The 13,258-nt window shown below is 55.0% G+C and carries 15 protein-coding genes and 1 tRNA gene; all 16 read left to right on the top strand.

The features are described from left to right. The coding region (locus tag GTN70_12250; protein NIO17726.1) for a methyltransferase at nucleotides 1–535 on the top strand (535 nt) is incomplete at its 5' end. Next, entirely contained in the window at nucleotides 532–1,821 is a 1,290-nt protein-coding gene (gene murA / locus GTN70_12245) for a UDP-N-acetylglucosamine 1-carboxyvinyltransferase (protein NIO17725.1), read from the top strand. The genes GTN70_12250 and murA, both read left to right, overlap by 4 nt. Then, nucleotides 1,805–3,109, top strand: a complete 1,305-nt coding sequence (hisD, locus tag GTN70_12240; protein NIO17724.1) for a histidinol dehydrogenase — start codon at nucleotides 1,805–1,807, stop codon at nucleotides 3,107–3,109. Before murA ends, hisD begins: the two co-directional genes overlap by 17 nt. Beyond that, the gene (hisB, locus tag GTN70_12235; protein ID NIO17723.1) at nucleotides 3,109–3,696 is read left to right on the top strand and encodes an imidazoleglycerol-phosphate dehydratase HisB; all 588 of its coding nucleotides are present in this window, start codon (nucleotides 3,109–3,111) and stop codon (nucleotides 3,694–3,696) included. Before hisD ends, hisB begins: the two co-directional genes overlap by 1 nt. 39 nt (nucleotides 3,697–3,735) lie before the next feature. Further along, nucleotides 3,736–4,380, top strand: a complete 645-nt coding sequence (gene hisH / locus GTN70_12230; protein NIO17722.1) for an imidazole glycerol phosphate synthase subunit HisH — start codon at nucleotides 3,736–3,738, stop codon at nucleotides 4,378–4,380. Beyond that, the gene (gene hisA, locus GTN70_12225) at nucleotides 4,380–5,126 is read left to right on the top strand and encodes a 1-(5-phosphoribosyl)-5-[(5-phosphoribosylamino)methylideneamino]imidazole-4-carboxamide isomerase (protein ID NIO17721.1); all 747 of its coding nucleotides are present in this window, start codon (nucleotides 4,380–4,382) and stop codon (nucleotides 5,124–5,126) included. Before hisH ends, hisA begins: the two co-directional genes overlap by 1 nt. Further along, a complete protein-coding gene (hisF, locus tag GTN70_12220) occupies nucleotides 5,126–5,896 on the top strand; it encodes an imidazole glycerol phosphate synthase subunit HisF (protein ID NIO17720.1) in 771 nt (256 codons plus the stop codon). The genes hisA and hisF overlap by 1 nt, the downstream gene beginning before the upstream one ends. A 76-nt stretch (nucleotides 5,897–5,972) precedes the next feature. After that, nucleotides 5,973–6,320, top strand: coding sequence for a phosphoribosyl-AMP cyclohydrolase (gene hisI, locus GTN70_12215; protein NIO17719.1), 348 nt, complete (start codon nucleotides 5,973–5,975; stop codon nucleotides 6,318–6,320). A 65-nt stretch (nucleotides 6,321–6,385) separates the two neighbouring features. Further along, a complete protein-coding gene (locus GTN70_12210) occupies nucleotides 6,386–6,730 on the top strand; it encodes an HIT domain-containing protein (protein NIO17718.1) in 345 nt (114 codons plus the stop codon). A 77-nt stretch (nucleotides 6,731–6,807) separates the two neighbouring features. After that, nucleotides 6,808–7,005, top strand: a complete 198-nt coding sequence (locus GTN70_12205; protein ID NIO17717.1) for a 30S ribosomal protein S21 — start codon at nucleotides 6,808–6,810, stop codon at nucleotides 7,003–7,005. 6 nt (nucleotides 7,006–7,011) lie between these two features. Continuing rightward, nucleotides 7,012–7,458, top strand: a complete 447-nt coding sequence (locus GTN70_12200) for a GatB/YqeY domain-containing protein (protein NIO17716.1) — start codon at nucleotides 7,012–7,014, stop codon at nucleotides 7,456–7,458. 69 nt (nucleotides 7,459–7,527) lie between these two features. Next, a complete protein-coding gene (locus GTN70_12195) occupies nucleotides 7,528–9,279 on the top strand; it encodes a DNA primase (GenBank protein ID NIO17715.1) in 1,752 nt (583 codons plus the stop codon). Nucleotides 9,280–9,292: 13 nt separating this feature from the next. Next, nucleotides 9,293–11,044 carry an RNA polymerase sigma factor RpoD gene (gene rpoD, locus GTN70_12190; protein ID NIO17714.1) on the top strand — a complete coding sequence of 584 codons (1,752 nt, stop codon included), beginning with the start codon at nucleotides 9,293–9,295 and terminating at the stop codon, nucleotides 11,042–11,044. 125 nt (nucleotides 11,045–11,169) lie between these two features. Next, nucleotides 11,170–11,245, top strand: a tRNA-Ile gene (locus GTN70_12185). A 94-nt stretch (nucleotides 11,246–11,339) separates the two neighbouring features. Next, entirely contained in the window at nucleotides 11,340–12,464 is a 1,125-nt protein-coding gene (locus tag GTN70_12180; GenBank protein ID NIO17713.1) for a Nif3-like dinuclear metal center hexameric protein, read from the top strand. Nucleotides 12,465–12,521: 57 nt separating this feature from the next. Beyond that, complete coding sequence (locus GTN70_12175) at nucleotides 12,522–13,253, top strand: hypothetical protein (protein NIO17712.1); 732 nt, start codon at nucleotides 12,522–12,524, stop codon at nucleotides 13,251–13,253. The last annotated feature ends 5 nt before the right edge of the window (nucleotides 13,254–13,258 follow it).

The following is a 13,258-nucleotide window of genomic DNA, read 5'->3' as shown; positions in this document are numbered from 1 at the left end:
GGGAGCGCTGAAGGGGCTCGAAGTGGGGCCGGGGGCCGGTGTGGTGTGCGTGACACTGCTCAAGGAGATGGAAAGCATCCGCATGGTCGCCGTCGACATCGCCCAAAAAGCGGTTGCCATGACTGAAAAGAACGCCGGTTTCCACCAGGTCCCGGAGAGGCTTAACGCCCATCGTGGTGACTTCAGGAATATTCCATCGGAGCTTTGCGGGGGCTACGATTTCATCATCTCCAACCCCCCGTATCTTTCGAAGAGGGAGTTTTTGCGGGCAATGCCCGAAGTGAGGGATTTTGAGCCGGAGGAGGCTCTCGTTGGAGGTGAGACGGGAATCGAATCGATCGTGGATATTGTCCGGATCTCAGATGACCATCTGGTTCCGGGGGGCTTCCTATTCATCGAGTTCGGTTTCGGCCAGAAAACGATGGTGTGCGAGATCATCGAAAGTAACGGATGGTTCGAGAAATGTGAAATAATAGATGACCTGGCGCGAATTCCCCGGGTCGCGGCTGCCCGGAAAAAGAGAGCGAGGGCATGAAGGGAAAAAGGCACCATTTCATCATTAAGGGAGGTCCTCCGCTTCGGGGGGAAATACTTCCCGGCGGGGCGAAAAATGCGATCCTTCCCATGATGGCGGCTTCGGTGGTCGCCGGCGCACCCCTTCGCATTCGCAACGTCCCGAAACTCGATGATGTGGATGTTTTCGGCGAGATATTGGAGCAGCTCGGGGGATCGGTTGAGCGGGAGAACGACACGGTCACGATGGATCAGTTTGCCGCAGATGCCTGCGAGGTGCCCTACGACCTGGCAAAGAGGCTGAGGGCTTCGGTTCTGCTCATGGGCCCCCTGCTGGCACGATACGGGGTTGCGGACATCCCCATACCGGGCGGGTGTGACATAGGTGACAGGCCGATAGACCAGCACCTCAAAGCGTTTACGATGATGGGCGCAAAGTGCGTGAAAGATCACGGGAAGTGGCACGTGACGGCTCCCGTGCTGAAAGGGGCCAGGATCGACTTTGACATGAAGACGGTGACGGGAACGGAGAACGTGCTGATCGCCGCCTGCCTGGCCCGGGGTGAGACGGTGATCAACAACGCTGCGCTGGAGCCGGAAGTGGTGGACCTGGCGCGATGTCTGAAGAAAATGGGCGCGCGTATCGAGGGAGAGGGCACGTCCACGATTCACGTGGAAGGCGTTGCATCGCTGGCAGGTGCGGAACACACGGCCATGCCCGACAGAATCGAAGCGGCGACCCTCCTTATTGCAGGGGCCATGACGGGGGGGGACGTCACGGTCCTTCACATCGGCCCTGAGCACCTTGAATCCGTGCTGAAAAAGCTAAAAGAGTCGGGTGCCCGTGTTTCCTGTGATGAGAGGGGCGTGCGGGTCATTCGCCGTGAGCCGGTCAGGAGCGTAACCGTGGCGACGAACCCTTTCCCGGGGTTTCCCACGGACGTGCAGGCGCAGTTCATGGCATACATGTGCCTGAGCGACTCGGTGTCCACCATCGAGGAGAATATATTTGAAAACAGGTTCAGGCACGTGGCGGAGCTTCGGAGGCTGGGTGCAGACATATCCGTTTCCGGAAAGGTGGCCGTGGTGAAGGGGGTTTCGGAGCTTTCGGGCGCCCCCGTCACGGCGACCGACCTTCGGGCTTCGGCATCGCTCGTTTTGGCGGGGCTCGTAGCGGATGGGGAAACGATTGTGAAAGACATAGAGCACCTCGACCGGGGATACGAGAAGCTCGAGGAGAAACTGAACAGTCTCGGGGCATCGATCAGGCGGTTGCCCGAGGAGGGTGAATGTGAAGTTATATACTGACGGGACGCGGAGGTTTGAGAGGGAGCTGACAGAACGGTCGGCGAGAGCGATGGGTCTGCCCGCCGCGGTGAAGGATGCCGTTGCCGGGATAATCGAGCAGGTGAGGAATGAGGGGGACGCGGCCCTGGTGGATCTGACGAGGAAGTTCGACGGCTTCGATCTCGCCGGGGAGGGTTTCGGTGTGGGCAGGGACGTGATGGAGGGTGCCTGGAACAGGGTGCCTTCCGGGGTGCGAAAGTCGCTCGAGAAGATGGCCGGGAGGCTGCGGCGCTTTCATGAGCAACAGGTAGACGGGGGGTACACGGTATACAACGATGCGGGGGGTGCGGTATCCCTGATGAACATACCCGTTGAAAGGGCAGGTGTGTACGCTCCCGGCGGAAAGGCAGCCTATCCATCGACGGTTTTGATGAACACCATTCCGGCGAAGGTTGCCGGGGTCCGGGAAGTTTTCGCCGCCGTTCCATCGCCCGGAGGGATTCTCTCCGATGACGTTCTGGCTGCATGCAGTGTGGCAGGCGTTGACATGCTCTTCCCCATCGGGGGGGCACAGGCCATCGCGGCGCTCGCCCTGGGGACGAAAACGGTGCCGAAGGTGGACGTCATCGTTGGCCCCGGCAATGTGTTTGTCACGGAAGCGAAACGGCAACTGTATGGGTCGGTGGGATTGGATATGCTGGCCGGCCCGTCGGAGCTGGTCGTTCTTGCAGATGCGAAGGCGGACGCGGCATTTGCCGCCTATGATCTCGTTTCCCAGGCCGAGCACGGCGAAGACTCCTTCGTTTCCCTTGTCACCGACTCGCCCGCGGTGGCAAAGGCGGTCGTGAAACGTGTGGGAGAGATTTCCCGAAAAGAGAAGAGATCGAAGATCCTGGCGGCGTCGCTTGCCGGTGCTCCCGTGTTTCTGGCAAGAGGGATGAAAAGGGCGGTGGAGATCGTGAACAGGCTTGCGCCCGAGCACCTGTCCGTTCAGGTCGAGAATCCCGGTTCAATCCTCTATGTTTTGAAAAATGCTGGGACAGTGTTCATAGGCCCCTATTCCCCCGTTGCCGTGGGGGATTACATTGCCGGGATAAATCACACGCTTCCCACGGGAGGGTCGGCGCGCTTTTTCTCTCCCCTGGGCGTCTATCACTTCATGAAAAAAATGAACGTCGTCTCCTATGATGCCACATCCCTGAAAAAGGACCTTCCCGATATCGTAACCCTCTGCAGGCGTGAGGGGTTGAATGCTCATGGAAACGCCGCTGCTGCGAGGTACGGGAAGGAGAGAAAAAGGAGGAGGTAATGGAGAGAAAAGGGAAGTTCAGCAGGAGCACGAAGGAAACATCCATCGATTTGTCGATAAACCTCGACGGCACGGGCCAGTACAATGTGGATACGGGTGTTCCCTTTTTCGATCACATGCTCTCTCTGCTGGCGAAACATGGGCTTTTCGACCTGCATGTCAAGGCGACAGGAGACATCGAAGTCGATTACCACCACCTCGTGGAGGACACGGCAATCGTGCTGGGAGCGGCAGTGAAAGAGGCGCTGGGAGACCTCAAGGGTATCAAGCGGTACGGTTTCGCCGCTATCCCCATGATAGAGGCATACGCGGAGGTGGCGGTGGACATAAGCAACCGTCCCCACCACGTGTTCAGGTGCGAGGTGCAGAGCGAGAAGGTCGGGCGGTTCGACACGGAGCTGGTCGAGGAGTTCGTGCGTGCTTTCTCCCAGTCCTCGGGGGTGTGTGTCCACGTGAACGTGCCTTACGGGAGTAACGCGCACCACACCATTGAGGCGATATTCAAGGCAATCGGAAGGGCCCTCGATATGGCGACGCTCATTGATGAGCGGACCAGGGGCATTCCATCGACGAAAGGAGTCATGTGAGTGGGGAGGGGCCCGTACATAGGGGTTGTCGATTACGGAATGGGCAACCTGATGAGCGTGTCCAGGGCATTTCTTTCTCTTGGATACGAAGTCCGAATCGGTGAAGAGGCCTCGCTGCTCGAAGGTGCCGCCGGCCTGGTCCTGCCCGGCGTGGGGGCTTTCAAGGATTGCATGGTCAACCTGGAAAAGAAGGGGCTTACCGGGTTTCTCAAAGATTGGTTCCGTGCCGGGAAGCCTTTCCTGGGTATCTGTCTGGGGCTTCAGCTGCTCTTTTCCGAGAGCCACGAGTTCGGCACGCACAGGGGCCTGGACCTCCTGAAGGGAAAGGTGGTGAGATTCGCCGATGACATGCAAAACGGCAATTCTCCCGGGGAAGGGGGGATATGGCGCACGCTGAAGATTCCCCACATGGGCTGGAACAGGGTGAACTATCCCGAAGAGAGCAGGTTCTTCAGGGGCATCCCGCAGGGGTCGTTCTTTTATTTCGTCCACTCCTACTATGTGGTCCCCCAGGAAGACATCGGTACCTTGATGACTGAATATGGCATCGACTTTGTTTCGGGTGTGGCGAGGGATAACATGCTTGCCGTGCAGTTCCACCCGGAGAAGAGCCAGAAGGTGGGGCTGAGGCTTCTCTCAAATTTCGGGGAGATTACCATGAGAGATTACGAAAGGAGGGCCTGATGGGGTTCCAGGTCATACCGGCAATAGACATCATGAAGGGAAAGTGTGTCAGGCTCAGGCAGGGAAAAAAGGAAGAGATGACCGTCTTTTCCGACGACCCCGTAATCGTGGCCAGGAGGTGGGCCGATCTCGGCGCGGAGATGATTCACGTTGTCGATCTCGACGGAGCGTTCAAGGGGGAACCGGTCAACTTCGGGGTTATCGAAAGGATGGTTGCGGACTCGGGTGCGAAAATCCAGGTGGGGGGAGGGATAAGAAACTTCGAGATCGCGTCGAGGTACTTCGATGCGGGGGTGTCGAAGGTCATACTGGGGACGACCATCGTAAGGGACAGGGACGAAATCAGGAGGATCATAGATGCCTATGGGGAAAGGGTGCTGGCGGCGATCGATGCGGTGGACGGTGCGGTAGCAATCAGAGGATGGGTTGAAGTGACGGGTATTCGCGCCGTCGATTTGGCCCGGGATCTTGAAAAAAGGGGGCTCCGCTCTTTTATTTACACCGACATTTCACGGGACGGCATGCTCGAGGGGCCTGATTTTGACCGGATCGAGTCCTTCGCGAAAAGCATAGAGGGCCACATCATCGCTTCCGGGGGAGTGTCGCAGATCGAGGATATCCGGAGGATCAAGAAGATTTCGGATACAGGGGCTCAAAAGAGGATTGTGGGAGTAATCGTGGGGAAGGCCCTTTACTCCTCGAAGGTAGATTTTGCAGAAGCCAGGAAGGCGGTGGGTGGCACCTGATGCTGACGAGAAGAATCATACCCTGCCTCGATGTGCGAGACGGCCGTGTGGTGAAAGGGGTGAACTTCGTTGACCTTCGCGACGCGGGAGATCCCGTCGAGGTAGCAGAGCGATATGACGAGGAGGGTGCCGACGAACTCACCTTTCTCGACATAACGGCCTCACACGAAAAAAGAGGCATCATCCTAAACGTCGTTGAAAGGACAGCCGAGAGGGTTTTCATGCCCCTTACGGTGGGGGGAGGGATCAGAATTCTCGATGATATCCGGGACCTCCTCCGGGCCGGCGCGGACAAGGTTTCGATCAACACGACTGCGGTTATCGATCCCGGCTTCGTGGGGAAAGCGTCTCGAAGGTTCGGCAGTCAGTGCATCGTTGTTGCCATCGACGCCAGGAGGGTTCCCGGCGGGGGAGGGAAGTTTGAGGTCTACACCCACGGAGGCAGAAATCCCACCGGCATCGATGCCGTGCGGTGGGCCAGGAAGGTCTGGAAACTGGGGGCGGGCGAGATACTCTTGACCAGCATGGACAGGGATGGTACAAAGGACGGTTACGATATCGAGTTGACGAAGGCGATAACCGGGGAGGTGGGGATACCGGTGATAGCCTCGGGTGGGGTAGGCACGCTCGAGCACCTCTATGAGGGTATCGCAGAGGGGAACGCCGATGCAGTGCTCGCGGCATCGATCTTCCACTACTGCGAACATACCATCGGGGAGGCCAAAGAGTACCTGCTCAAAAAAGGCGTTCCCGTGAGGATAGTTCAGTGATGGAATGAAAACCGTTGTGCCGCTCTCGATTTCTTTTCCTGCCCGAGCCGCTTGTGCCTGTCACAAAACGGACAAAATGCCGGAGGGAAGGCAGATGAATCTGGAAGAGCTCCTATCACGAATAACCTTCGACAGGTCCGGCCTCGCACCCGTCGTGACACAGGATGTGTCCGACAATACGGTTTTGATGGTGGCCTACGTGAACGCCGAGGCGATACGTCTGACCTGGGAAAAAAGGGTGGCCCACTACTTCAGCCGGTCGCGCAACAGGTTGTGGTTGAAAGGGGAAACCTCGGGCAATGTGCAGGAGATCGATGAAATATTGTACGACTGCGATATCGATACGCTGCTCTACCGGGTCAAGCCGAAGGGGCCGGCCTGCCACACCGGTGAAAGGACATGTTTCTATAGAAAGTTGACGTAATATACTATAATATGACCCTGTTTCGCTGCAGGGTCGCATTCCACTTTCCGGGGAGTTGTGCAGGCGTGGTTGACTGCATCTTTTGCAAAATCATAGAGAAGGATATACCGGCAACCGTCGTGTGGGAGGACGATGCGGTGATCGCCTTCAACGACATCAACCCTGTCGCTCCCGTCCATGTGCTGATCGTTCCAAAAAAGCACATGGTCAATTTGAATGACGTACAGGAAAGCGACGGGGACCTTCTCGGGCGCATGCTTCTCGTGGCGTCGAGGATAGCCAGAGAAAAGGGAATACACGAAAAGGGCTACCGGACGGTTATCAATAACGGCGGCGAGGGAGGCCAGATCGTCATGCACCTCCACATGCACCTTATCGGCGGAAAGCAGCTTGGCCATAAAATGGGATAAACAGGTTGACAGGATAAATAATTCTAGTATAGTATTAAAGGTTGATTCTATAAGAACAATCTAGGGGATGGAATTTCATGCCAGGCGTCAAGGTAAGAGAGGGTGAATCCTTCGAGATGGCCCTGAAGCGCTTCAAGAAGCAGTGCGAGAGGGCCGGGATTCTGTCGGAGATAAGAAAGAGGGAATACTACGAAAAACCGAGCGTGAAGAAGAAAAAGAAGATGCTCGCAGCCAAGAAAAGGGCACTCAAGAAGATGAGAAAAATGATTGTTTGAGGCTACATGTCCCTCAAGGAAAGGCTAAAACAGGATATGGTTAGCGCTACGAAATCACGTGATTTGGTAGCGCTTTCTACTTTACGGCTTCTGCTTGCGTCCGTTAAAAACAGGGAGATCGAGTTGCGCGAAGAGGCGGAAGACGGGGAAATAGTGAAGATCATCGCAACGAACATCAAGCAGAGAAAGGAATCGATAGAGCTCTATGAAAAAGGGGGAAGGCAGGATTTAGTCGAGAAGGAGAAAAAGGAGATAGATGTCCTCGAGACCTACCTGCCCCCGAAGATGGACAGAGATGAGATTATCGCGCTCATAAAGGACGTCATAAAAGATCTGGAAGCCCGGGGCATGCAGGACCTGGGCAGGGTCATGAAGGATATAATGCCCAGGGTTGCCGGGAGGGCAGAGGGGAAAGAAGTGAGCGATCTCGTCAGGGATCTTCTCTCAAAATAAAACGGAGCCATTTTTCGGATGTTCCGTTCTCCACAAACAAAATAGGGCAGCCAGACAAGCCGGATGACTATGAATGGGAGGATTTCCAGAAGGACTTTGGAGGAACTCAGGTTACGGTCCGATATTGTCGGCCTGGTTTCCGAGTATGTAGATCTCAGGAGGGCGGGATCGAGTTTGAAGGGGCTCTGCCCGTTTCACCGGGAAAAGACACCCTCCTTCTTCGTGAGCTCCGAAAAAGGGGTCTTTCACTGCTTCGGTTGCGGCACGGGAGGGGATTCTATCTCTTTTTTGATGCAGCTGAAGAAACTGGAATACCGCGATGCCGTCGAAGAACTGTGTGCTCGTGCGGGTGTGGAAGTCGTCGTGGAAGGAGGGAGGGATGACTCCGATACCGTCAGGACCATGTTCGACATCAACCGCTTCGCTGCCGATTTTTATCACAACCTTTTATTTCAAAAAGGTAACAGGGCGAATACATATTTGCAAGAAAGGGGCATCGAGGAGGATACGGCTCGAGAGCTGCTCATCGGGTATGGCGGAAGGGGCAGGAGGGAACTCGCCAGGGCGATTGCCATCGAAGGCCTCGATGCAAACATCGCCGTGGAAAGCGGGCTTCTTCTCAAAAGAAAGAACGGCGAGCTAGTCGACCGGTTTGCCGGAAGGATTATATTCCCCATATTTACCGTGACCGGGAAAATTGCGGGATTTGCGGGCAGGTCGATGGATGATGCCGGGCCAAAGTACATAAACAGTTCAGAATCAAGGATTTACAGAAAGAAAAACCTTCTCTACGGGCTGAACCTTTCCGGGAGATTCATCAGGGAAGAGGGGAAGGTTTTCGTGGTGGAGGGTTATACGGACTGGCTCATTCTGTGGCAGGCGGGAATCAAGAATGTCGTTGCTACCTGCGGCACAGCCGTTACCCCGGGCCATTTCCGGGAACTGAAGAGAATTTCCGATAAGGTGGTGCTGCTTTTCGACGGTGACATGGCGGGGAAAAAGGCGGCCGTTCGGTCCGTTTCGCCTGCTTACGAGGCGGGGGTCTCCCCCCTGGTCTTCTTTCCCCCCGGGAGACTCGACCCCGACGAATGGGTGAGAAAGGCGGGGGTGGAAGAGGTCAGGAGGGAACTGGCGGAAGCAAAGCTTCTCATGGAATACATCATTGAGGCAGCGATGAAAAAGTTTGACCTGAAAATACTTTCCCACCAGCTCGACTACGTGAGGCTGGTGGGCAAGTACCTGAAAAACGTGAAAGATCCCGTGGAAAGGGAAATTTACGTAAAGGAGATATCATCGAAGCTCGACCTCTCAGGGGACGAGATAAGAAAGTGGGTTGCATCCCGGGAAACTCCGGGCCGGCTTCGGTCTGTGGGGGAAAATATCGAGGGGGATATGCGGATAAACTTCGAGGAGGCACTTGTCGGTTTGCTGCTGAAGCACCCGGCGCTGGCGGGTAAAGAGGCCGCGAGGAAGGCCCTCTCCTCCCTCGAGGACCCGGAACTTGCCGAAATAGGGAAGAAAATCATTGCCGAATCGGGTGAAACTGGAACGGATATTGAATCGTCTATCTTAATAGAGGGCGAAGAGTATGCCTCGAGGGCCTCGAGGGCCGTTCTCGTTTATGAGCAGTTTTTTCCCGAAGAAAGGGAGGAAAACCTGCAAAAAATATTGGTTTTCATGGAACTGAAGCAAAGAGAGAGAAAGCTTGCAAAACTGGCCGATGACCTTCGTGAGGAAGAAAGTGACGGCAGGCGAGGCGAGATATTGAAGCTCCAGATGGAATTGAAGAGAGAAATTGAGGAAATAAGAAAAAACTTGTAAAGAGGAGAAATCTATGCCGAGAAAGCGCGGTGCAGATTCAATCCAGGGTTTGATAAAAAAAGGGAAGAAGCAGGGGTATATTCTCGTTGATGAGCTGAACAATGCGATTCCAAGGGATGTGGTGAACCCGGACCATATCGAGGATATCATGGAGATTTTCGGCGAAAACGACATCGAAATTGTCGACTCTGTCCAGAACCTGAAACTCCCTTCTCTCAAGCTTGCCTACGATGGGATGGTCGAGGAGCAGGAGGAGGAGCAACGGGTCGACCTCGGGGCGGTAAAGAGCAATGACCCCGTCCGGCTCTACCTGAAGGAGATGGGTTCGATTCCCCTTCTCAACCGGGAGGGGGAGATCGAGCTTGCAAAGAGGATAGAGCAGGGGGAAAGGGAAATAATTTCAGCAGTCAAGAGCTGTCCCATTGCCATGGAGGAGGTCTTCGGGCTGGGAGAGATGCTCAGAGCCGGGGAGTTGAGTATCAGGGAGGTTTTGAAGGATCTCGATGATGATTCTTCCGATGATGAAGAGGAGGAATTTTTGCAAAAGACCCTCGATACGATTGATGTTCTGAAGAGAAAATCGAAGCTCGTGGACAAGTATGCGAAGGAGCTTGCGGCAAAAAACGTAAGCGAGAAGAGAAAGGAGAGGGTCAGAAAAAGGCTCATCAAAACCAATGATGAGATAGATGACTCTCTGAATTCTATTCACTTAAAAGACAGGAAAGTAGAGGAGATCTGCAGGAAGATACGGAAATACGTGAACAGCATCGAGGAAAACGAGTCGATCCTGATGGATTTTTCCGAGAGCATGATTATGGACCCGGGAGATTTTCTCAAGGTGATGAAAAAGGCGAATTCCGAGGATAAGGGATTGGGCAGGGCGGCCATGAGGTTGAGGACCAAGAAGGAAGAGCTCTTGAAACTCGAAAGGGTGGTCAGAAAGGCTATGGACAACATCAAGAGCATCGAAGAGCAGAGCGGAATCTCGGCCGGGGAGCTGAAAAACATCCTCAACAACATTGAGCAGGGCGACAGGAAGATCAACAACGCCAAGCAGGCACTGATCGAGGCGAACCTCCGCCTCGTGGTGAGCATTGCGAAGAAATACACGAACAGGGGCCTTCAGTTTCTCGACCTGATTCAGGAGGGCAACATCGGGCTGATGAAGGCAGTCGACAAGTTCGAGTACAAGCGGGGGTACAAATTCAGCACCTACGCCACCTGGTGGATTCGCCAGGCAATTACCAGGGCTATCGCAGACCAGGCGAGGACGATCAGGATTCCCGTCCACATGATCGAGACCATCAACAAGCTCATCAGGACCTCCCGGTACCTCGTGCAAGAGCTTGGCAGGGAACCCTCTCCGGTTGAGATCGCCGGCAGGATGGACATTCCCCTGGAGAAGGTGAGGAAGGTCCTGAAGATAGCCAAGGAGCCCATATCCCTCGAAACCCCCATCGGCGAGGAGGAGGACAGCCATCTCGGGGATTTCATAGAGGACAAGAATACCGTTTCACCCACCGATTCCGTGATCAACCTGGACCTGGCGGACCAGATCAGAAGGGTGCTTGCCACCCTCACCCCGCGGGAGGAGAAGGTGCTGAGGATGCGTTTCGGAATCGGGGAAAAATCGGACCACACCCTCGAAGAGGTCGGCCAGGACTTCGATGTGACGCGCGAGAGAATCAGGCAGATCGAAGCGAAGGCCCTGAGGAAGTTGCGGCATAAAACCCGGGCAAGGATACTCAAGACCTTCACGGAGTGAGCAGGGCCACGCACGGATTGGCCGGCTGTTTCCGGCGATCGCACTCACGGTCACCGGGGGAAAAAGATAAAAACATTGACTATGAATAGCAAAGGTTCGATAATTTAAATTTATGGCACGTATTTGGGCCCATAGCTCAGTTGGTAGAGCCACCGGCTCATAACCGGTAGGTCCCTGGTTCGAGGCCAGGTGGGCCCACCACGATCATTATGGTTGAGAGAAATAAAATAAAGTCGGAAAAAGCATCTGCAATGCGCCGAATAGGTGCATTTTTTGTTTCTGGAGGAAGTTCAGGGTGGTCGAGTCGAAAAGGCCCGCAGTCAAAGATATACTGATGGCCCTGGACAAAAGATTTCCTTTTGGACGGGCTGCTTCCTGGGATAATGTAGGGTTGTTAGCAGGAGAAAAAGGAAAGAAGGTAGAGAGGATACTCGTTTCCGTTGACGTGACGCCTCGCCTGATCGATCGGGCCATCTCATCCCAATACGATCTCATCATCACTCACCACCCGCTGTTTCTGGAGCCTGTGAGGCGGGTGACCGACGAGGCAGAGGAAGGCCTTTTACTCGTCAAGATCTTACGAAATGGCATTTCCCTTATTTGCGCCCATACCAATGCCGACCTCTCGCCCGTGGGCGTGTCGAGGGAGCTTGCAGAGAGGATCGGCCTCGTGAACCAGTCCCCCCTGGGGGTGGCGACGAGGGTAAAGCAGCATAAAGTTGTGGTCTTCGTGCCTCCGGCCGACGTGGGAAAGGTGCTGGGGCAGGCTTTCCTTGCGGGAGCAGGACAGATCGGCCAGTACACGTCCTGCTCGTTCAGGACAGCCGGAACGGGGACATTTTTTCCTGAGCAGGAGGCCCGCCCGTACCTGGGGGAGGTGGGAGAGCTAAACAGCGTTGCGGAGGAGCGGGTCGAGTTCGTCGCAGACGACAGGGTGCTGCCGGGTGTTCTCGATGCGGTCAAGAAATCTCACCCTTACGAAGAGCCGGCAATTGATGTATATCCCCTGGCCACGGAGCTGCCTGACGGCTGGCTCGGGATCAGGGGCGAACTTTCCCGCGAGATGACCCTGGAAGAGTTTCTCACCCACGTCAGGGACTCGGTCAGGCCGACGACGATCAGGCACACCGGTGACCTCGGCACCACGGTACGGAAGGTGGGAGTCCTTGCCGGAAGCGGCGGGGGGTTTGTGGAGAACGTGGTCGGCACCGATGTCGACGTCTTCGTAACGGGAGACCTGAAGCACCATCAGGCACACCGGCTTGCTCACGCATCCATCATCGCTGTGGACATCGGGCACTTCGATTCCGAGAAGTTCATCATGGAAAGGTTCAAAGATGTCATCGAGGAGGATTTCGGAGGTTCAGTCACCGTCGACACCTTCGATGAGCCGACTGAATACATGAGGGTTTTCCGATGAATACCCAGACGTCTTTAACGCTATCAAAATATCAAAACAGGGACACGGAGGTGTGAATTGCTGGAAGATGTCAAGACAATGTTGATGCTTCAGGAGGTGATGTTCAAGATAAAGGGCCTCGAGGACGAGAAAAACGCAACTCCGGAAAGGATCGCCGACCTGAAGCAGGAGATGCTTTCCGCGGGGGAGGAATTTCAGGAGGTTTCGACCGAATACGATAATTTGAGGAAGCAGAAAAAAGAGATCGAGTATCAGCTGGAGGATGAAAGAGAGACGGTCGAGCGGGGTAAGGCACGGCTTATGACGATCAAAACCAACAGGGAATATTTCGCGATGCTCAAGGAAATAGACATGACGAAGCGGATCAACCGGCAGAGAGAGGAGGAGCTGCTCGAGCTTATGGTCAGGTTCGAGGAGGTCGAGGCAAAGCACGGCGCGGCGAAGGAGCGGTACGAGGCCCTGAAGAAGGAGTTCGACCTGAAAATGGAGGCAATCGAGAAGCACATGAAAACCTTCGACGGCGAGATTGACAAGCTCAAGAAGGAAAAAGAGTTGATTGCAAAGAGGCTGGACGTCAACAAGACGAAACGGTTCGAACTCGTTTTTAACAGGAGGAACGGTATCGCCGTTGTTCAGGCAAAGAATTACATCTGTACCGGGTGCAATATGAACATCCCCCCCCAGCTCTACAACATGATTCAGAAAGAGGACAGGCTCTACGAGTGCCCGAATTGCAGCAGAATCCTCTATTACGAGAATGACAAGGAAGTAGAGGCCTTCGAGGGCTGAAGGCG

The sequence above is a fragment of the Deltaproteobacteria bacterium genome (genome assembly GCA_011773515.1).
GTDB lineage: Bacteria > Desulfobacterota > Deferrimicrobia > J040 > J040 > WVXK01.
This window is presented reverse-complemented; position numbering and strand designations above follow the sequence as displayed.

What these genes read in the sequence shown, in the direction of transcription:
- GTN70_12195 (NIO17715.1), top strand. Translation starts at nt 7,528, where the DNA reads ATGAATGGGAGGATTTCCAGAAGGACTTTGGAGGAACTCAGGTTACGG.
- GTN70_12205 (NIO17717.1), top strand. Translation starts at nt 6,808, where the DNA reads ATGCCAGGCGTCAAGGTAAGAGAGGGTGAATCCTTCGAGATGGCCCTG.
- hisI (NIO17719.1), top strand. Translation starts at nt 5,973, where the DNA reads ATGCCGGAGGGAAGGCAGATGAATCTGGAAGAGCTCCTATCACGAATA.
- murA (NIO17725.1), top strand. Translation starts at nt 532, where the DNA reads ATGAAGGGAAAAAGGCACCATTTCATCATTAAGGGAGGTCCTCCGCTT.
- hisH (NIO17722.1), top strand. Translation starts at nt 3,736, where the DNA reads ATGGGCAACCTGATGAGCGTGTCCAGGGCATTTCTTTCTCTTGGATAC.
- hisF (NIO17720.1), top strand. Translation starts at nt 5,126, where the DNA reads ATGCTGACGAGAAGAATCATACCCTGCCTCGATGTGCGAGACGGCCGT.
- GTN70_12200 (NIO17716.1), top strand. Translation starts at nt 7,012, where the DNA reads ATGTCCCTCAAGGAAAGGCTAAAACAGGATATGGTTAGCGCTACGAAA.
- hisB (NIO17723.1), top strand. Translation starts at nt 3,109, where the DNA reads ATGGAGAGAAAAGGGAAGTTCAGCAGGAGCACGAAGGAAACATCCATC.
- rpoD (NIO17714.1), top strand. Translation starts at nt 9,293, where the DNA reads ATGCCGAGAAAGCGCGGTGCAGATTCAATCCAGGGTTTGATAAAAAAA.
- hisA (NIO17721.1), top strand. Translation starts at nt 4,380, where the DNA reads ATGGGGTTCCAGGTCATACCGGCAATAGACATCATGAAGGGAAAGTGT.